The organism is Nocardia vinacea, assembly GCF_035920345.1.
GTDB lineage: Bacteria > Actinomycetota > Actinomycetes > Mycobacteriales > Mycobacteriaceae > Nocardia > Nocardia vinacea_A.
The window spans coordinates 874,597-893,743 of record NZ_CP109149.1 but is presented as its reverse complement, the minus strand read 5'-3'; the positions used below and the strand labels follow the sequence as shown (position 1 = coordinate 893,743).

Sequence of the window (19,147 nt, the reverse complement as noted above, 5' to 3'; positions counted from 1 at the left end):
TTGTTCCGGTCGCTGCGCTGTCCGCAGGTGCTCGCTCGCTCACCCAGACGTGGCGGCGAGAGGCGATCCTCTGTCTCAGTGAGAATCCACCGCACGAAACGACGCGGGTTCCGTACTGCAGGGGCGCGAGCAATGCGGCACAAGTGTCGCAAACACCATCGCATGGCAGCGGCCCGGCGCCCGGAGGGCAGCGGTACCTGTCATCGACGCCGTCGCCGACTCGCGACTAACCGACAGCCGCCGCGAACCAGCCAGCACCACACATGCGAGCAGCTGGCCGCTCGCTGGACCTGCAGCAGCAGATAAGCGGCCACCGTTGCAACCACATGGGCGCGCAGCCAGGTGATCCGAATTCGGGCGCTACTGCACCGGGTCTCGGGAAGTCACAAGGGGCGCACCACCTCGGCCAGTGCGCGGCGCGGGGTAATCGGAACCGGCTCGGCGCTGGTGGCCGCCCAGCCGATTCGGATAATGACCTGTGGGAAGCCGCTGTCGGATAGCACATCCGCACGCACGAGATCACGAGTTCCCGGCAGTTCCAGCGGTTCGGTGAGCGGACAGGTCGCCAATCCGAAGCCGGTGGCGGCCAGCAGCACCGCGCTGGTGGCTTCCCCGGCGCGCAATCGGGACAGCGGATCATCGGACGCGGTGTGCACCAGCAGCAAGGCGCCGCCGTCGTCGAGATCCTGGATCACCGCCTCGGTCAGTCCGGGACTGCGGAACTCGCGAGTCAGCGGATCGGCGGCGACCACGGCATTGCGCGCAGGCACCCCTTCCTCGGCCGCATGACGTCCGCTCCACTCGGCCAGCTCGGCCTGATATCCGCTGTCCACGTGATGCTGACGCGAGGCATCCTTGAAGGCCCGCACCAGCCCGATGCGGGTCGAGCCACCAGGAATCTCACTGACCAGCACCCCCTCGGCGACGCCCGCCGCGATGATCGCGGCGATATGCGGTACCTCCCACGATGTGACCCGCCGCCGGTCGGTACGGCGCTGGCTGATCGCGCGGGCCGCCGCGACCATGTCGGCGTCCGGTATCACCGGAGCGAACTCGATGGCCGCAAAATGGTCGGGCTGGGCCGGATTCGGGAATCGATGCACGACGGTGTCCCACCCGAACGAGCGCGCCGCCACCCGGAAGTGATGCAGCGCTGCCCCGCAACTGATCATCAGATCGCGCCGATCCGGATCGGTCTGCGGCAGCCGACGGCTGTCGTCGGCGTACAAGTGCACCGTGGTGTCGCCGACCCGCCACTGCCACGGCTGGGTATTGTGCACCGACGGCGCACGCAAGGCCAGCGCCAACGCGGCCCGCACGCTGTCGGCATCAGGATGCCTACTAGCCATTGCTGTTTCCTTGTCCTCGACGCCAACATCTGTGCCGCTACCGTCGCATTCGCCGACGATGACGCCAAAGAGGCCAAAGGCCACAACTCGATGGCCCGGTGACCTCTTCACCGATCACAACGCTGAATTTCGGCACTGGTGATCAAGCCGACCTGCGACTGACTGTGCGCCGCGCGCCGCGCGCGACGATCTCGCGTCGTGTCCACCGCCGTCCGCACCTCGAAACGGCCACACGCCCGAAATCGGGGTGCGGAATCCCGCGAAACGCAGTCCATCGATCGACGGCAAAGAACCCGGAACACGGTGACCTTCGCCCCTGTGCACCGCAATGCCACCGTCGAATGATGGTCGACGTCTACCGGATTGCCCGCTCGGAGAGGAGACTCATCATGACCACAGCACAAACCATCATGCGACCAGACGTGGAATGCATCGGCGTGCGCGACACGATGGCCACCGCCGCACAGCGCATGGTCCGCTACGACGTCGGCGCGCTGCCGATCTGCGACGGTGAGGGACGCCCGGTCGGCATCGTCACCGACCGCGACATCATCGTCAAGGTCGTCGGTATCGGCGCGAATCCCACAACGACCACCGCAGGTGAGATGGCCCAGGGTGCCGATGAACTGCACACGGTCGATATCGGCACCGACGTCGACGATGTGCTGGCGCTGATGGAGCAATTCCAGATCCGGCGGCTCCCGGTGACCGAGCACGGGTTGCTGGCCGGCATCATCACCGAGGCCGATCTGTCGCGGCAATTGCCGCAGGACACGGTGGGTGAATTCGTCGAAGCGGTCTGCGCACTGCACCTGCCGAGTGCCACCGAGGCATGAATCGGACTGTCCGTCAACTCATCTCGGCGCGCGGTCACCTGGTGGAGTGGGCGTATATCACCGGTCGATCGCGACCGATCGGTGATCGACCTGTCACCATTCGCGTTCCCGACGGGGCCGGTACGCAGCCCACCGTCGGTCGGCCCACCGACGCTCTCGGCGGGCCTTGGGTACTTCTCGGGCCGGTTCGAGCCCCGAGGTGGCGGTGGGTGCCGCCGAAGCGTCCTTCGGCCTACGGATCAGGGACCATCGCCAGCAGTTGGATCCATCTGGAACTCATACCGTTCGGGTATCCGATTCAGCGCAGATCGAAGGACTTCCCGTGAGCACGCAGCAACGCGATTATCCACACCAGCTGGCCTCGGCACCGGTTGTCGTCGGCGTCGACGGGTCCGACGGAAGCGACCTCGCCGTCCGCTGGGCCGCCGAGGTCGCCGGCCGGCGCGGCCGCCAACTGCTCATCGTGCACGGCCTGGATCTCGTCGCGACCCAATCGCTGCTCGGCGGCTACCACGTGGTCCCCACCTCCGTGGTCGAGACGGTCCGCACGCGCGGCACGAAAATCGTCGCCGCGGCGCGCAGGCTCGCCCATGAAGTCGCACCCGAGGTGGACATCGCCATCGAGGTATCCGACTCGAGCCCGGCCCATCTGCTGACACATCTGTCGAAGACCGCACACCTCGTAGTCCTCGGCGCCACCGGCAATGCCGGAACCATCGCCCACCTGGGCTCCACCCTGCTCGCGGTCACCAGCCACGGGCACGGCAGCATCGTCGTGGCCCGCCCCACCGATACCGGAGACCAGATCCGCCACGACGGACCCATCGTCGTCGGGATCGATGGCAGCCCCGTCGGTGAGGCCGCCATCGCGGCCGCGTTCGGCGAGGCATCCGACCGCAAGACCGATCTGATCGCCCTACATTCCTGGAGCGAATGGCATTTCGGCGAATTCGCCGGTCAGGCCGAATCCGGCCGCTTCAGCCCCGCAGTGGAAACCGTCGAGGACGCGGTACTGGCCGAACGACTCGCCGGATGGACGGAGAAATACCCCGATGTTCCCGTCACCCGCAAGGTATACCGGACCGGGCCGGTAGATCGGCTGACGGAGTGGTCGAAATCGGCGCAACTGATCGTGATCGGTAGCCGCGGCCGGGGCGGCTTCACCGACCTGTTGCTCGGCTCTACCTCCATTTTCCTCGTGCAGCACGCCCATTGCCCTGTCATGGTCACCCGAACCGCGTAATGGCAAGAAAATCCGGCAACGGATCGAGCATGGACCGCGCCCAGCGCTCAACAGTGCTGTTCGGTCCTTCGATTGGGGACCTTCGGCCCATCCCGATCCGACCCCGTTCAGAGATGCTTTGCTCAAGAAAAATCTTCGATCTCGGCGGCTGGGAGTCCACGGCATGATCACCTCTACCGATACCATCACCCTCCGCCCGCTCGGCCCAGCCGATGCCGCCACCGTCGCGGATCTGCACGCTGGGATGCCCGATAAGGACGGCCTCTTCCGAAATCTCATGCCGCATCCCACGGAGTTACCCAACGTCGCTCGCGCCCTCGCCCTGCGCGATCGGGCGCACTGTGTGCTCGGCGCCTTCGCCGACGACCGGATCGTCGGCCTCGGTAACTTCGTCGTGCTCGGCACGACCAAGACGGCCGAGGTCGCGATAGTCATCGATCCCGATCAGGACGACCGGACCGGCGCTTTCGGCCTCGAACTCTTGCGCCGCCTGGTGCACCTGGCGCGTGAGCGCGGCATCGAACGATTCGTCACCGAGTTGATTCCGGCGAATACCAGGATGATGCGGTTGGTCGCCGACACGGAATTCACCGTGACGGCCTACCGCCAGAACGGTATCGCGCGAGTCGGCATCCAGCTCTGACGGCCCAGAATGCGCAAGACTGCGCGCCCCTGGGCAGGATGACACCTTCTCGTGTGACTTCCGAAGCCGCGAGCCGACCTGGTGCGACAGATGCGAAAGTCCCTTCACCTCGGTGACCTTCGGCCATCACCTGGCCGAGCCCGATACGAAATCCTTGAAGCACCACCAGTGAGCACACCGAAAGGGTTTGCGCCATGCTCGAATTCGCCGCACCCGCCGAGCTACGGGAAACCCATACCGGACTGGTTGTTCTGTACGGGGACCGGGCCTACAAGGTAAAGAAGGCGGTCCGCACCGACTTCCTCGACTTCAGCACGCCGCAACTGCGCGAGCACGCCTGCGCCAGGGAACTCGAATTGAATCGCCGCCTGGCTCCGGACGTGTATCTCGGCCTGGCCCATCTCAGCGACCCCACGGGCTCCCCCGCCGAGCCGATGCTGGTCATGCACCGCATGCCCGAAGACGGCCGTTTGTCCAACATCCTGGCCGACCAGGCGAAGAGCACAGCGGAGCTGTCGGCGCTGGTACAGATGCTGGCAAGCTTCCACGACAGGGCCCGTCGCGGACCGGAGATCGACGCGGAGGGCACTGCGGACGCGCTGCGCCATCGGTGGCAGGTGCTGTTGGGCAGTCTTGCCGAACAGCGGGCCGACGTCGCGGACCCGGATCTCCTCGACCGGATCGACCGGCTCGCGGTGCGCTACATCGACGGCCGAGAACCTTTGCTGAACAACAGGATCGCCGACGGGCACATCGTGGACGGGCACGGCGACCTGCAGGCCGAGGACATCTTCGAACTGGCCGACGGCTTCCGCGTCCTGGATTGCCTGGACTTCGACGACCGGCTGCGTTACGTCGATCGCCTCGACGACCTCGCGTTCCTGGCCATGGATTTGGAGTTCCGCGGGCATACCGAACTGGGCGAGCGGCTGCTCGACGACTACCAGCGGATCACCGAGGATCCGGCGCCCGCCTCGTTGCGTGACCACTACGTTGCCTACCGGGCGCTCGTGCGAGCGAAGGTGGACGCCATCCGATTCGGCCAGGGCGAGTCCACGGCCCGCGACCGTCTACACCGGCACCTGCGGCTCGCACTGCGCCATCTCGAGCGGGCCGCGGTTCGTCTGGTGCTGGTCGGCGGATCGCCCGGAACCGGGAAATCGACCGTTGCCGTGGAGCTTTCGGCAAGCACGGGAGCGGTCCTACTCTCCAGTGATCATGTGCGCAAGCAGTTGCGGGCTACCGGTGAGGTCACCGGTTCGATCGGAACCTTCGGCGCCGGAACGTATTCCGCTGCAGGTAAAGCTCGTGTCTACACCGAACTGCGGAGAAGGGCCCAAAAGCTGCTGGCCCTCGGTCGCTCGGTGATCCTGGACGCCAGCTGGATCGACGCTGACGAGCGGCAGCGCGCCGCCACACTCGCGGCCGAGGCGAACGCCGACCTGCTACAACTGCGGTGCCACTGCCAGCCCTCGGTGGCAGAGCGCCGCATCCGTCTGCGCGGCGACGGCGATTCCGACGCGACCCCCCAGATCGCCGCCGACATGTCGGCCATCGCAGCGGTCTGGCCGCAGGCGGTACCCGTGGACACCGGTCTGATGCTCGCCGACACCACCGCCGTAGCACTTTGCGCGTGGCACAACATTGTTCACACTGAACAGGCAAAGGGCTACGGTCACCAATCAGGGGCCGAACTCCGGCCCGCGATCACGAACACCGCCCTACGCTGAATGCATGCTGCACGGAGACACAGCGGAATGACCAGAGTGTTCCTGGTGGACGACCACCACATCGTGCGTCGGGGTGTAGCCGACCTGATCAGCGCCGAGCCCGACCTCGAAGTCATCGGCGAGGCGGGAAGCGTGTCCCACGCGTTGGCGCGTATCCCGGCCCTGCGCCCCGACGTCGTGGTCCTCGACGTGCGCCTGCCTGATGGCAACGGCATCGAACTATGCCGCGAACTGCTGGATCAGCATCCCGAGCTACGCTGCCTGATCCTCACCTCGTTCACCGACGAACAGGCCATGCTCGACGCTATCCTGGCCGGGGCCAGCGGCTACGTGGTCAAGGACATCGACACCCTGGAGCTGATCGACGCCATCCGCGAAGTCGGCGCGGGCAAATCCCTGCTCGACAATCGGGCCGCCGCCGCGCTCATGGCGAAACTGCGCGAGGAAGCCGCGGCAAAGACCGGGCCGCTGGCCACGCTCACCGAGCAAGAACGAACGCTGCTCGAACTGCTCGGTGAGGGGCTGACCAACCGGCAGATCGCAGGCCGGATGTTCCTGGCCGAGAAGACCGTGAAGAACTACGTCTCCCGGCTGTTGACCAAGCTCGGCGTCGAACGACGTACCCAGGCCGCCGTACTGGTCACGAAGCTCAACCCACCGCATATGGAGGAATGAACAGGCGCACCCGCACCGGTCCCGCGCAGCATCTCGACACCCGGAATCGAGCATAGCCGTGCAAGAACTCTGTGCGAGGACCATCGCCCCGCTGGACACCACCTTTGGACCCTTGGGCTCTCGCCGCGCACACCTCAGGCTGAGCAGTATGCCGCCCCCGATTCACCCGGTGCCAGCCCTGATGAGGACATCATGTCCCACAACCTCGACGATCCCTTCACACTCGCTGTATATAAAGCCCAGGGGTGGTTGCGCGTCATCGCCGACAGTCTCGACACCGACGACCGCGCCTTCGCCTACCGCGCGCTGCCCACCTGGATGCATCCCATGCGCGATCGCACCAGCGTCACTGGCCCAGCGCACCCGGCCGCCCGACTGCCCGAGATACCGCGCAGGGCCAACTAACTCGGAGCATCCGACAACGTCGTCACAACCGTCGGCCCACTCGGAGCGGTGTGCTCACCCTCCCGACGTGCACTACGAGATCTCTGCTCCACCACTGCATACGCCGCCTGGCTGCGATGCATTTGCCAGCAGCATGGTCGCCGCGATGATCTATCAGTTGACCGAGAGCAATAGTTGCCCGCAGACGTGGGCGTCCGGCGTCGCGGCGGCGGCCACAGTGATGCTTCCCGTCAGTCCGACAAAGGAGAAGTCATGCACGCAATGGTCTTTCACGGCCCAGGAAACACCTCATGGGAGCGCATACCCGACCCGGCGATTCTGCAGGGAACCGATGCCATCGTCCGCGTCGATGCCGGTGCGCGCCCGATTGCACCTCGTCGACCCAATCGTCGTGCCGAAGGACGATGGCAGCTGATTGTGTCGGCAGCCACGGACCCGGTGGTTTCGCAGCAATGACGCTCGGCTCGGTCGGCCAAGCGGTCCTGCCCGCCGCCGACATCCCGGTCATCATCGCCCGACCGCGCTGATTCCTATGAACACGCCAGTTTCGCCATCAGTGGACAGTGCCACTGCGATCGGCGCCGAACAGGCCGAGGTAGCATCCGGACTGCAGCTCGATCCGATGGAGCGGATAGAGCTGCTACTTCGCGATCTGCACAGTTCTCGATCCGGGCTGACCGGCCGTGAGGCGCAGCGGCGGCTGATCCACGTCGGCCCCAACGAACTGCGTCGACGGGGCGCACGGACCTGGCCGCGTGAGCTACTGGCGCAGTTCACCCATCCGCTGGCACTGCTGCTCTGGGCAGCCGCGGGCCTGGCCTGGCTGGTCGGCATCGAACCAGTGGCCATCGCCGTGGTCGTCGTCATCGTGATCAACGCGGGATTCGCATTTGTCCAAGAGCGGCATGCCGAGCGAGCAGTGGAGTTACTCGCGGCGTACCTACCAGCGCGAGCGACGCTGGTGCGGGACGGGGAGATCACCCAGATCGATGCCGTCGATGTGGTGCCCGGCGATGTGCTGGTGATCCAGGAAGGCGACCGGATCTCGGCCGACGCCCGCCTGCTCGAGGGCGGAGTCGAGGTCGATCTGTCCGAGCTGACGGGGGAATCGCTGCCGGTGTTCCGTTCGGCCGAAGCCCCGGACACCGGTGTGCCGCTCGCCCAGGCACAGGACATCGTCTTCAGCGGGACGGCATGCACCGCCGGCGACGCACACGCCGTCGTCTTCGCCACCGGCATGCATACCGAGCTCGGCCGCATCGCGGCACTGTCGGAACGGGTCGGCCGTGAGGAGAGCCCGCTCGAACATCAAGTGCGCCGCGTCGCCTGGCTGATCGCCTTGGTTTCGCTGCTGCTCGGAGCGGCATTCGTACCGCTCGCCACCATCGGCGCCGGGCTGTCGCTGCTCAACGCGGTGGTCTTCGCGGTCGGACTCCTGGTGGGCAATGTCCCGGAGGGCCTGCTGCCGACGATCACCTTGGCGTTGGCGATCGGCGTCCGCGACTTGGCACGACGCGGTGCGGTCGTGAAACGGCTCAGCGCAGTTGAGACACTCGGGTCGACCGATGTGATCTGCACCGACAAGACCGGCACGCTCACCGAGAACCGGATGCAGGTCACCGTTATCCATACGTCGACCGGGGCGCACGAGCTCCTACCGCACGCACCGCCCCCGGCCGACTCGACGCTCGCTCGACTGGCCGCCGCGATGGTCGCCTGCAACAACGCCCGCTTCGATCAGACCGGACGGGCGCTGGGTGATCCGACCGAAACCGCCATCCTCGTCGCCGGTGCGGCGCTGGGTGCGCATACGGACCCTGACGACCGGCAACGCCTGCGGCAGAGGCAGTTTCACTTCGAGCCAGCGTGGAAACGCATGTCGACGATCGACAGCTCGAGTGACGGCATCTGGGTGCACACGAAGGGCGCACCCGAAACAGTGCTGCCGCTGTGCACTGCCGAACTCGATGGCGACGGCCACGCACAACCGATGCATCCCGCCCGGCGCGCAACGCTGGTTGAGCTGGTGGATACGCAAGCGCGGCAAGGACTTCGGGTGCTCGCGGTCGCCGAACGCAGACTGCCGACCGATACCGTGCCCACGGTGCGCGAACACGCCGAACAGCAACTGGTGTTGCTCGGACTTGTCGCTATGACGGACCCACCCCGCGCCGAGGTCGCCGATGCCGTCACAGCGTGCCACAGCGCAGGAATCCGCATCATCGTCATCACCGGCGACCACGGCTTGACCGCAGCGACCATCGCCGCCCAGGTAGGGATCATCCGTGGCGAACCGGTCGTGGTAACCGGCGAGCAGCTCGACCGGATGAGCGAAGCCGATCTGGACGCACTCCTTTCCACGACGCCCGAGCTGATCTTCGCGCGATCCTCGCCCGAGGCGAAACTCCGTGTCGCGGACGCACTTCGCGATACCGGACATGTGGTGGCGATGACCGGTGACGGCGTCAACGACGCGCCCGCCCTGCGTCGCGCCGATATCGGTATCGCGATGGGCCGCTCCGGCACGGATGTGGCCCGCGAGGCCTCCACCATGGTCCTCACCGACGACAACTTCGCCACCATCGCCGCGGCGATCGAGGCCGGGCGGCGGGTCTACGACAACATTCGCAAGTTCATCTTCTACATCTTCGCCCACGCGACGCCCGAAGTGACCCCGTTCATCGTGTTCGCGCTCTCAGGTGGTGCGATCCCCTTGCCACTGACCGTCTTACAGCTACTGGCCATCGATATCGGCACCGAAACCCTGCCCGCGCTCGCACTGGGTCGCGAACCGGCCGAGCCCGGTCTCATGCGACGACCGCCTCGGCAACGCACCGAATCGATCATCCGGATTCCAATGGTGTTGCGCGCGTGGCTGTTTCTCGGCACGATCGCGGCAGCGCTGGGCATGGCGGGCTTCTTCTATGTGCTGCTGGGCGCAGGATGGCATCCGGGCGATCCCACCGGCCCCGGTACGCCACTGCACCACGCCTACCTGCAAGCCACCACGATGACCTTCTTCGGAATCGTCGCCGGTCAGATCGGCACCGCATTCGCGGCCCGCACCGAACGGGCCTCCCTGCGCTCGATCGGAGTGCTGTCCAACCCACTCCTGTTGTGGGGCATCGCGTTCGAACTCGCGCTCGCGGCCGTGATCATCTATTTCCCGCCGGTTCAACACCTACTCAGCACGGCAGCGCTCACCCCAGACATGCTCGCCTTCGTCGCACCCTTCCCGGTGATCATCTGGGGTGCCGACGAAATCCGGCGCTGGCTGTTGCGGCGCAGTGACACCACACTCCCGTAGATGGCTGTAAGGGTGAAATCTGACACCACTTATCGGCGAATCCTGACGTCAGTGGGGCCCGGTTCGGGCGACTCTATCGGTGAAATTTGACGTCACTGCCCGTCTGGGGTCCATCAGATCGCTACCCGGTGCGCGATGGAAAGCGCATGCGGAGGCGTGGTGTCAGGGTCGAACGGGGTTCGAGAACCGCTACGAACTCGATTGGGCCCTACCGGTTCGCGTCAGGAAGGCGCCGCCTGTGGGTGGGGCGGATCAGTATCCTCATGCCGATACCGATCACCGCCAGCGTCAAGCTTGCCAACAACCACAGCCACGGGTCGGCGCCGATGTTCTGCGTCCGGGCTGCGAGCAGACCCCGCGGGTCGTACTCGACATGGACGCTCCCCTTCGGCTCGGGCTCGAGTCGGAAGCCCCCGGGGCCGTATTCAATTCGCGGGGACTGCGGAGCGTACGAATCGGCTTCCTCTTTCAGCGATACCACGCGCTCGCCGCAGTCCAGGGAATAGGCGGTCTCCCAGCTGTCGCCAGACTCGGATTTGACCTTGTAGGTCTCGCTGGAACGCACCCCACAGTCGGCGACCACGCCGCGATACTCCATGGCGATGTGGTGAATGCCGAACCCGAGGCAGACCCAGGACAAGACAAGCGGCACAATCAGCAACGCCGCCGCGCGTTTCCGGAACCGGGCCCAGTCGCTAAACCCGAAGACGCAGTACCAGAGGATCCCGATGGCGCCGGCGCCGAGGCCGAAGCCGTCATCGTTTGTCCCGGGATCGGCCAGAAACGCGGCATACCATAGGGCACAGAATACGGTCGCCAGCGCGACCAGCGGCAAAAAGAGCCCCAGTATCCAATCCCCCGCGGTAAACCTGGAATCGGCTGGTTGAGATTCGGCGTACTCCGGCCCTGCTGCTTCGGTTTCGGAGGGTTCGCGCTCTCGGGGGTCAGGTTCGCTCGGCGGTGTCATCAGGGGGTCTCCGTGGAGGAGGTTACCGTAGCCGGGCGCGGCGCGGGCGGTGTGGTTGCAGATCGGCCGGTCGGCGGGGGCAGGCGCGGGTAGATGGACGACAGGGCCTCCCATCGACACGCTCGTGTACGTCGCCTGCTTCGCAACGGACTTGCCTTACACCCGCGGCGACAGCGACTCTCCTCCCACCTCGCGACTGTCACGGGAAGCCCTGTACCGCAACCGAGATAGCGATGTCATAATTCGCCGTGAGCGCGACCGGTGGTTGCGAGGCTCAGAAGGGCGGTCCACCGCCATCGACGCTGGACGATTCACTGAACGATGTTGTGTCCGTGGCTGTTTCCTGGGTCAGTTCCTGCCGTGTCGGGGGAGCCCAGGAACCGATCGGTCCCGGCGTGGTCTCGACGGCCACGGTCGCGTCCATCAGTTGGGAGGGGTCGGTGTCATCCAGGCCACCGCGATCACCGAACGTTGGGGCGCAACTCATTACGGCCGCCTCAGCGGGCTGATGTCCGCACCCGTCGTCATCGTCATCGTCATGGCCCTGGCGCCGTGGGCCGGAACCGCACTGTCGTCGTGGACCGGCAGCTACGCCCACACCTACCTACTCCTCGCCGAGATCGCGGTCCTGGCCGCGATCGTCGCGATCGCTTCCGCGCCTCGCCAATCCGAGACCCCCTGACTCACAAGGACATAATCGTGACCACCGACTACGACGCAGTCGTCATCGCTGGCGGCCAATCAGGCCCTCGCCGCCACCCACCACCTGCGCCAACGCGGACTCTCCGTCGCCCTCCTCGAAGCTGGGCGCGAACCCATCGGGTCCTGGCCTCAGTACTACGACAGCCTGACCCTGTTCGCACCTGCCAAATACAACTCATTGCCCGGACTTCCGTTCCCGGGCGACCCCGACCGCGATGACGTCATCGACTGCCTACGCCAATACGCGAAGACACTCGACGCCGACCTCCAAACCGGCCAGCACGTCGACACCGTCACCCATGACGGACAGCTCTTCACCGGGCACACCAACACCGGCACCGCCTTCACCGCACCCAGGCTCGTCGCCGCGACCGGAGGATTCGGCTCACCCAATATCCCCGCCCTCCCTGGACAAGACTCATTCACCGGAACGATCGTGCACGCCAGTCAATATCGATCACCAGCCGAATACACCGGACAACGAGTGATCGTCGTCGGCGCCGGAAACTCCGCAGTCCAGATCGCCGCCGAACTCGCTGAGCAAGCCACCGTCACCCTGGCCAGCCGAACCCCGGTGAAGTTCGTGCCCCAACGACCCCTCGGCCGCGACATGCACTTCTGGTTCATCACCATCACCGGAATCGACACCCTGCCCGTCGGCCATCTGCTGCGCCACCCACCCACCGCACCCGTCCTCGACACCGGCCGATACCAATCCGCGCTCACAGCACACCAACCCGAACCACGCCCAATGTTCGCGACTCTCGACACCGACACAGCGATCTGGCCCGACGACAACAATATCGAAGTCGACACCATCATCCTCGCCACCGGCTATACCCCAAACCTCCACTACCTCAGCGGAATCGGGGCACTGACCACCTCCGGGCAACCACTCCACAACAAGGGGTTGTCCACCACCCATCACGGCTTGGGCTACGTCGGTCTCGAATGGCAACGCAGCTTGCCATCAGGCTCGCTACGCGGTGTCGGTCGCGATGCCCGCCGCGTCGCCGCAAACCTTCAGAACCTCACCGTCGCTTCATAATTGCTGGACTCGGAGATGATCCACTTTGAGGCTCGCCATATGTTCGGTCCATAGGCTCGAAGAGAGATACGGACAGGCGAAAACCACAAACGTGCACTACAGGTGTTGCCCTTTGCTAGTCACGCCGCGGAGCCATTGAGGGGTGTACCCGTAGCGGTGCTTGTGTACTCCGGCGCCGGGTGCCATCGGGACGTGGCCGTGGGTGGAGTCCCTCGACGTCTTGGCCCGCCACCCGCTTGCGGTGGCCGGGCTGGCAGCGCCGAGTAAGCCGACGGCGGCAGACACACCTCACCGTGGAGCGCTGGGCTCTGACCGCCGGTTCACGGCCTATTCGCAGTTTGCCTTGGTTGCGTCTTTACGGCATCTTTACGGTAGGTGCGCCGGGAAGTCTGGTCGGCAACCCGCCCCGGTTCCGGGGCGGGCCGTCCGGCGTGGGGAGTGGCATGGTGCGCACGCGTGTGTTGTCTTTGACGGTATCCATACGGCTAGTGGGTGTCGGCGAGCCCGGATGTGCCGCGGTAGGTATCGCGGCGGTCGTATCGTGCTGGTGTGCACGCAAGTCAGATTGCCGAGGACTATCCGTCGGTGAGCATGGATTCCGAGGCGCTGGCCGCGGCGAGGCTGCTGGCCGAGCATCGGCTGCCGGGCATTGTGGTAACGGATGCGGATCAGGTGCCGCGCGCGGTGCTGCCCGCCTCGCAGGTGGTGCGGTTCCTGGTTCCGGGATATGTGCAGGACGATCCGTCGTTGGCGGGGGTGTTGTCGGAGTCGGTGGCCGACCGGATCGCGGAGGCACTGCAGGGCAAGACCGTCGGCCAGTTACTGCGTTGCCAGTCCGGTGCCGGCACCGAGTTCGTCGACCCGGGGCCCCTACGCAGTAAGCCCGTCGTGGAGTAGTCGTTGCTGTAGCGCGGCCGGGTAGGGCGGTTCGGTGCGACCCTAGAACGCGGCGTGGGCAAGGAGTGCGGCGGTTCGAGCACTGGGCATCGTGATCGGTTCGCTGTCGGACCGGCGTTTTATGCGAGATGGCTCGGCATCCGAGTGGTGTTGGACGGCCGCATTCACGAAGTTGGTCGAATGGCTCAGAGGTACGCTGGAGTTGCTACAGGTTTGTTGGCGGATTTCCGGACACGATCCGCGCACTCGCACCGGTCAGTGCCGGGCCGCGTACGCGCCGCCTCGAGCATGGCTGGGAAATACGAGCGCCGACTCGACTGTCGGCCTGGCTAAATCAACTAATGGGGCCACCCGCTCGCGGGCAGGGGGAATGCGAGCAAGTACACCGTTTGCCAGTCGGGTGGTCATGGGACGGCACAATGGATGAGACGGAAGTGAGTGGCGGGGACGCCACTCGGGGGTCGGCGGAGACGTTCGGACGCTATCGGCTTCTGTCGCTGCTGGGTCAGGGCGGCATGGGCCAGGTGTGGCGGGCGCAGGATTCGCTGACCAACCGGGTGGTGGCGCTCAAGGTGTTGCCCGAGCGCTTCGCCGATGACGAGCAACTGCGCGAGCGGTTCCGGCGGGAGTGCCGGGCGGTAGCGCAGTTGACCGAGCCGCATGTGATCCCTATCCACGACTTCGGCGACATCGACGGTCGGCTCTATCTGAATATGCGCTTGATCGAGGGCACCGACCTGCGCAAGGTGATCACGAAAGAAGGGGCTTTGTCGCCGCAGAGGGCAGTGGCGATCATCGCGCAGGTGGCGGGCGCGCTGCAGGCGGCCCACGACGCCGGGCTGGTCCACCGCGATGTCAAACCCACCAACATCTTGCTAGGTGCCGATGAGTTCGCCTCCCTGATCGACTTCGGGATCGCCCACGCCGCCGACGACCGTACGCTGACCACGATCGGCGAGACCATCGGCACCATCGCCTACATGGCGCCGGAGGAGATCGGCTCGGAGATCAAGGCCGATGCCCGAGTGGACGTATACGCGTTGACGTGCGTGCTGTACGAGTGCCTGACCGGCCGGCCGCCGTTTACGAGCGCAGCGGGGGTACAGGGTGTGATCGCCCATCACCTGCACACCCCTCCGCCGCGTCCCAGCACCACTACACCCGATATACCGCCTGAGTTCGATGCGGTCATCGCCAAGGGAATGGCCAAAAACCCCGACAAGCGTTACCAGACCGTGCACGAGCTGGCCGCGGCGGCCTGCGCCGTGGTAGACGATTCCGCGGTCAACACCACCGAGGGCGTGGCTGCGCACCATGCGCGGCGAATCAGATTGTCGCCCAAGACCGCCGGGCTGCTCGCCGCCGCGGTCGCGGTTACGGTGGTGGCCGCCGTAGCTGTCTTCATCGGTGTCCAACGAGAATCAGGCGGCAGTGGCAACTCGCCCACACCTATTATCGGCTCGGGCTACTCGTCGCAGACTCCGCTGCCGTTCACCGACGTAACCCTGCCCACCGGTGTGGCGGTCGACGATGCGGGCAACGTATACGTCACCGACATGGGTAACGATCGGGTGATGAAATTAGCGGCGGGCGCGTCGACGCCGACCCCGCTACCGTTCACCGGCCTGAAGAATCCCCAGGATGTGACGGTCGACACGGCGGGCAACGTATACGTCAGCGACACGAGCAACGATCGGGTGATGAAATTAGCGGCGGGCGCGTCGACGCCGACCCCCCTGCCGTTCCCCGGCCTGAAGGATCCCCATGGTGTGGCGGTCGACAGCGCGGGAGACGTATACGTCGCCGACCGGGGTAATGATCGGGTGATGAAATTGACGGCGGGCGCGTCGGCGCCGACGACGCTGCCGTTGATGGGCCTCCAAGGTCCCGATAGTGTGGCGGTCGACACTGCGGGCAACGTATACGTCACCGAATTAGGTACCGAGCATGTGACGCGATTGTCGGCGGGCGCGTCGGCGCCGACCATTTTCCCGTTCACCGGGCTCAAAGATCCCCAGGGTGTGGCGGTCGACGCGGCGGGAGACGTATACGTCGTCGACTGGGGTAACAAATGGGTCGTAATGATGGCGGCGGGCGCGTCGACGCCGACCCCGCTGCCGTTCACCGGCCTGAAGAATCCCCAGGGTGTGGCGGTCGACACGGCGGGCAACGTATACGTCACCGATCTGGGCTCCAATCCGGTGGTGAAACTCCCCATCGGCTGAACCACTCAGACCGGCCGACACGATCCCAGCGGTGCCGCGATCTGGAAGACACGGCGGTGTTTGCGTCACTGCCTCCCACACGGATTCTTTATCCTTCAGCGCGATCGATCGTCAATGGGTGGACTCGGGTCCGTGCTCGGGCGCGGCCTGCAGTTCGGGCGCGGCGGCGGCCAGCAATGCGTCGCGGTCGCGGCTCAATGGAGGATAGATACGCCGGGTGTTGATGGCGCGCTTGGTGTCTTTGGCCTGCGCGCCGCAGGCGACCACGTGGCGCTCCCGGCCCTCGGTGTATACCGCGCCTGCCGGTCCCAGATCGAGAACCGTTACATACCAAGGGATCCGCAACGGCTTCATGGGCTTGCCCAGAAGATCGCCGATGACGTTGTATCCCGCCCATCGACCCATCGGGCGGCTGTGCTGGCAGGACATCACCGACATATGCTCGTCGTCCATTTTCGCGGCGGCGACGTCGCCGGCGGCGAATACCCCGGGCACACCGCGGACCCGCAGATAATCGTCGACGGGTAGTCGACCCAGCCGGTCGCGGTCGATCCCGAAGTCCGCGGTCAGCGGGTTGGCCCGCATGCCGGCACACCCCGGCGACCGCGGCACCGCTGGTACCTGGCGCGGGGTCAGGCACCGTCTGTCCCGGACGGCCGGGGAAGATCGGCGCATCCGGTGCGCGGTCGGGGTGGGCATACAACGCGATCCCCGCGATACGTTCCGGCGCGATCGGACCGGTGCCCGCGCCGACGTCGCGCGCGAAGCTCGACACTGCCTGCGCGCCTTGGGAATAGCCGATCCCGGCGATCATCGTGGCAGGGCAGGTCTCGGCGATCTGCGCCGCGGCGGCGTCGACCTTCGCGCGACGACCCATGCGAACTCGAGCGCTGGCACCCCGGCCTACGAACCCTCGAATCCCGTGACCTGTCCCAACTGCCGGACCGGATCCGGGCCCGGGTGCCTTTCCCGCGGCGCATTATGCTCCGCACCGCCAGCGCGATATTCCGCCAGCGATTCGGCCAGTACAAGGTCAACCTCTACCGCATCGACGGCCCGACCAACTGAACACACGGACCCGTCCATACCAACTCACCGAAGCACATCCGCGCAGGGCCGACCTCAGCCGAGCCAGCGGCCGGGCGACCGGCCATCCCCTTCGGCAACTTCACCGCAGATTCCGCACGCCAGCTTGTCAATTCGCTACAGTTCGGTGCATTCCCCTTGTCCTTCGCCGTGTCCTAGACACAGACACACAAAATTCAGGAAAGCTGCAGTTCAGTGGCGTGCACCAGGTTGGGGATATGGGTCCGATCCCTCTCCCGACTTGGACCCCAACGAGAATCGGACGAGGATGCGGACTCGCTGAAAGCACACCCACTCAAAGTTGCCGAAAGTCGCTGGGGGCAGGAGTCCTTGGCGTGCCACGCTAAGACACGCCGGAAGGTAGCGGCCAACGCGTCCTCCGACGACCGGGTTAGACACTTCCACAGCCACGGCTTCGTCGCGGTACCTGTACCTGTGCCAGCGCTTCCGACCGTCGGTGGCAGTGTCGCCCAACCGATGCTGGCAGGGACCGCGCACTCCCGCAGTTGTGGCGTAAACGGCCAGGATCGGCTTTTATGGATGTTGGGAGAATCAGTGGACAGGGTGCGAAAGAGGTGCCCCTTGTCTTCGATGTTGGACTTCTGGCTTTTCGCCGCCGTCCTCCCAGAGATTCAACCCAGGTGCGGATTTCGGGTGAGTCCTCTGCTCCGTTACAGCCAAACCCCGCCGATGACGCGACGATGTGTTGCGGATTCGGTGAGAAACGGCAGACTGCGAGTGCCGAGTCCTCACAGCTTCCCGCAGGTAGGTTGGCAGGCTGGGCAAAGGTTGAATCGCTCGATCTTCAGCGGCGTGATCACCGCGGTCATGGCTGGAGCCGATCAGTGACTGAGTGGCTATCCCTGCCACCCACTTTCACCTACGTCGGCGAACTCGAGCCGTTCCTCGACGAGACAGTCGCTTATGTCGATGGTTTGCGTACGTGCGGGGTGCCGGTGGACTTCGAGGTCTATCCGGGTTGCTGGCACGGCTTCGACCGTCTGGTGCCGCCCGCCGAGGTGAGCCGGCGGGCCTTGGGGTCACGGGAACGCTGGTTCCGCCACGCGGCCGCCACCTACGTCGCTCCACAGCCCGCAATGGACCTCGTCGGGCGTCCACCACGCCCCGTCCTGCGTGTCTAGCCGGGGCAGGGGCCAGCCAAAGATCCCTTATTCTGAGCTGGTTCAGACGGCAGCTTTGTCGGCGGGTGGCGCGCGCTGGATGGGGGCCCTACAGCTGGTACTCGGCTTCGATGACCAGGTGCCCACGCGAAACAGGCAGGTCTTCCCTGTTCCCCTGTTCGATGTGCCCCGCCGGGGGCACGGACCTGCGGCAACCGGACCAGAATCATCACGCCATTTGCCGATGACCAGCAGTTTCCGGTGTTGCGGCGGGTTGGTGTACTGGTCGACTCCCCTCCCGACATGAACCCCCAACTCAGACTAGGCCTCGCCGAGAAAAGATTAGGGGTGACGTGCGGGTATCCATCCGAATCGATCGTCGCCAAATGCGGGAAAGCATCGAGGGACAGCAGGACTTCGATGTCGGACGTCGTCAAGTCGGCGTATGGGTGATGCGGCGAACTTTCTTGTCTGGAAACAGGTCACAACCTGCCAGTCATGCCTGCGCACTGCGATCACGTAATCGGCAAACAGTGCGTTTCATAGACAGACTGCGCCTGGAGGATTCGAACCTCGATGGGGTGTACGCCTGCTCCAGGGGTGGCGCGGTCGTCGAAGATCAGCTTTTATGGATGAGGGAGAATCAGCAGGCAGGGCAGAAAGCAGCGCCCGATGCCATCACTTCGTCATGACCAAGACAACTCCGCCTCGGCGGCGAACGGCTTCAACCTTCCATCCCCTGCCGGTCAACGTGCACAACCGCCGTCTGAATCGGCTGCGAGTAGCGCAGCCAACCTGCAGTTCGATCAGTTGTACCGAGCTTCGAACCGACTGGCCGAGTCGCTCGACGTTCCTTTCGCGTTTCCGGGTGTCATCGACAACCCAATCGGCGCACTGCACTGTGCATCTACGA

The 19,147-nt window shown here is 65.4% G+C and carries 15 protein-coding genes and 3 pseudogenes; 14 read left to right on the top strand and 4 right to left on the bottom strand.

What is annotated here, in order from left to right:
• Nucleotides 1-383 precede the first annotated feature (383 nt).
• Entirely contained in the window at nt 384-1,349 is a 966-nt protein-coding gene (locus OIE68_RS04265) for an Acg family FMN-binding oxidoreductase (RefSeq protein WP_327098090.1), read from the bottom strand.
• Between the two features lie 389 nt (nt 1,350-1,738).
• Here OIE68_RS04265 and OIE68_RS04260 point away from each other — a divergent pair, with 389 nt between their 5' ends.
• From OIE68_RS04260 to OIE68_RS04220, 9 genes are all read left to right on the top strand, one after another.
• Nucleotides 1,739-2,185 carry a CBS domain-containing protein gene (locus tag OIE68_RS04260; RefSeq protein ID WP_327098089.1) on the top strand — a complete coding sequence of 149 codons (447 nt, stop codon included), beginning with the start codon at nt 1,739-1,741 and terminating at the stop codon, nt 2,183-2,185.
• A gap of 322 nt (nt 2,186-2,507) precedes the next feature.
• The gene (locus OIE68_RS04255) at nt 2,508-3,428 is read left to right on the top strand and encodes a universal stress protein (protein ID WP_327098088.1); all 921 of its coding nucleotides are present in this window, start codon (nt 2,508-2,510) and stop codon (nt 3,426-3,428) included.
• Nucleotides 3,429-3,591: 163 nt separating this feature from the next.
• Nucleotides 3,592-4,071 (top strand): GNAT family N-acetyltransferase, encoded by a 480-nt coding sequence (locus OIE68_RS04250; protein WP_327098087.1) that lies wholly within the window; start codon nt 3,592-3,594, stop codon nt 4,069-4,071.
• A gap of 194 nt (nt 4,072-4,265) precedes the next feature.
• Entirely contained in the window at nt 4,266-5,801 is a 1,536-nt protein-coding gene (locus OIE68_RS04245; RefSeq protein ID WP_327098086.1) for an AAA family ATPase, read from the top strand.
• 27 nt (nt 5,802-5,828) lie between these two features.
• A complete protein-coding gene (locus tag OIE68_RS04240) occupies nt 5,829-6,476 on the top strand; it encodes a response regulator transcription factor (protein WP_327098085.1) in 648 nt (215 codons plus the stop codon).
• 192 nt (nt 6,477-6,668) lie between these two features.
• Entirely contained in the window at nt 6,669-6,881 is a 213-nt protein-coding gene (locus tag OIE68_RS04235; RefSeq protein ID WP_327098084.1) for a hypothetical protein, read from the top strand.
• A gap of 67 nt (nt 6,882-6,948) precedes the next feature.
• The gene (locus OIE68_RS04230; RefSeq protein ID WP_327102063.1) at nt 6,949-7,296 is read left to right on the top strand and encodes a hypothetical protein; all 348 of its coding nucleotides are present in this window, start codon (nt 6,949-6,951) and stop codon (nt 7,294-7,296) included.
• On the top strand, nt 7,286-7,408 hold the full coding sequence (locus OIE68_RS04225) for a universal stress protein (protein WP_419150673.1): 123 nt from the start codon (nt 7,286-7,288) through the stop codon (nt 7,406-7,408). The genes OIE68_RS04230 and OIE68_RS04225 overlap by 11 nt, the downstream gene beginning before the upstream one ends.
• Before the next feature lie 29 nt (nt 7,409-7,437).
• The gene (locus OIE68_RS04220; RefSeq protein ID WP_327098083.1) at nt 7,438-10,188 is read left to right on the top strand and encodes a cation-transporting P-type ATPase; all 2,751 of its coding nucleotides are present in this window, start codon (nt 7,438-7,440) and stop codon (nt 10,186-10,188) included.
• Between the two features lie 208 nt (nt 10,189-10,396).
• On the opposite strand, the gene OIE68_RS04215 is transcribed toward OIE68_RS04220, so the two are convergent.
• Entirely contained in the window at nt 10,397-11,155 is a 759-nt protein-coding gene (locus OIE68_RS04215; protein ID WP_327098082.1) for a hypothetical protein, read from the bottom strand.
• 427 nt (nt 11,156-11,582) lie between these two features.
• Here OIE68_RS04215 and OIE68_RS04210 point away from each other — a divergent pair, with 427 nt between their 5' ends.
• The 4 genes and pseudogenes from OIE68_RS04210 to OIE68_RS04195 all read left to right on the top strand — a co-directional run bounded on the left by OIE68_RS04210 (nt 11,583) and on the right by OIE68_RS04195 (nt 16,027).
• On the top strand, nt 11,583-11,837 hold the full coding sequence (locus OIE68_RS04210; RefSeq protein ID WP_327098080.1) for a hypothetical protein: 255 nt from the start codon (nt 11,583-11,585) through the stop codon (nt 11,835-11,837).
• Between the two features lie 48 nt (nt 11,838-11,885).
• Nucleotides 11,886-12,905 carry an NAD(P)/FAD-dependent oxidoreductase gene (locus OIE68_RS04205; RefSeq protein WP_327101567.1) on the top strand — a complete coding sequence of 340 codons (1,020 nt, stop codon included), beginning with the start codon at nt 11,886-11,888 and terminating at the stop codon, nt 12,903-12,905.
• Between the two features lie 549 nt (nt 12,906-13,454).
• A pseudogene (locus tag OIE68_RS04200) lies at nt 13,455-13,730 on the top strand (hypothetical protein); the annotation flags it as partial.
• A gap of 491 nt (nt 13,731-14,221) precedes the next feature.
• Nucleotides 14,222-16,027: a serine/threonine-protein kinase PknD gene (locus tag OIE68_RS04195; RefSeq protein WP_327098079.1), complete on the top strand. Its 1,806-nt coding sequence runs from the start codon at nt 14,222-14,224 to the stop codon at nt 16,025-16,027.
• 111 nt (nt 16,028-16,138) lie between these two features.
• Here the strand turns inward: OIE68_RS04195 and OIE68_RS04190 are convergent.
• Both OIE68_RS04190 and OIE68_RS04185 read right to left on the bottom strand, forming a co-directional pair.
• Nucleotides 16,139-16,621: pseudogene (locus tag OIE68_RS04190) on the bottom strand (FAD-dependent oxidoreductase); the annotation flags it as partial.
• 85 nt (nt 16,622-16,706) lie between these two features.
• Nucleotides 16,707-16,904: pseudogene (locus tag OIE68_RS04185) on the bottom strand (cutinase family protein); the annotation flags it as partial.
• A gap of 745 nt (nt 16,905-17,649) precedes the next feature.
• Here OIE68_RS04185 and OIE68_RS04180 point away from each other — a divergent pair.
• Nucleotides 17,650-18,255, top strand: a complete 606-nt coding sequence (locus OIE68_RS04180; protein ID WP_327098078.1) for an alpha/beta hydrolase — start codon at nt 17,650-17,652, stop codon at nt 18,253-18,255.
• Nucleotides 18,256-19,147 lie beyond the last annotated feature (892 nt).

What these genes read in the sequence shown, in the direction of transcription:
- OIE68_RS04240 (WP_327098085.1), top strand. Translation starts at nt 5,829, where the DNA reads ATGACCAGAGTGTTCCTGGTGGACGACCACCACATCGTGCGTCGGGGT.
- OIE68_RS04235 (WP_327098084.1), top strand. Translation starts at nt 6,669, where the DNA reads ATGTCCCACAACCTCGACGATCCCTTCACACTCGCTGTATATAAAGCC.
- OIE68_RS04225 (WP_419150673.1), top strand. Translation starts at nt 7,286, where the DNA reads ATGGCAGCTGATTGTGTCGGCAGCCACGGACCCGGTGGTTTCGCAGCA.
- OIE68_RS04195 (WP_327098079.1), top strand. Translation starts at nt 14,222, where the DNA reads ATGGATGAGACGGAAGTGAGTGGCGGGGACGCCACTCGGGGGTCGGCG.
- OIE68_RS04265 (WP_327098090.1), bottom strand. Translation starts at nt 1,349, where the DNA reads ATGGCTAGTAGGCATCCTGATGCCGACAGCGTGCGGGCCGCGTTGGCG.
- OIE68_RS04180 (WP_327098078.1), top strand. Translation starts at nt 17,650, where the DNA reads ATGGATGTTGGGAGAATCAGTGGACAGGGTGCGAAAGAGGTGCCCCTT.
- OIE68_RS04260 (WP_327098089.1), top strand. Translation starts at nt 1,739, where the DNA reads ATGACCACAGCACAAACCATCATGCGACCAGACGTGGAATGCATCGGC.
- OIE68_RS04250 (WP_327098087.1), top strand. Translation starts at nt 3,592, where the DNA reads ATGATCACCTCTACCGATACCATCACCCTCCGCCCGCTCGGCCCAGCC.
- OIE68_RS04245 (WP_327098086.1), top strand. Translation starts at nt 4,266, where the DNA reads ATGCTCGAATTCGCCGCACCCGCCGAGCTACGGGAAACCCATACCGGA.
- OIE68_RS04215 (WP_327098082.1), bottom strand. Translation starts at nt 11,155, where the DNA reads ATGACACCGCCGAGCGAACCTGACCCCCGAGAGCGCGAACCCTCCGAA.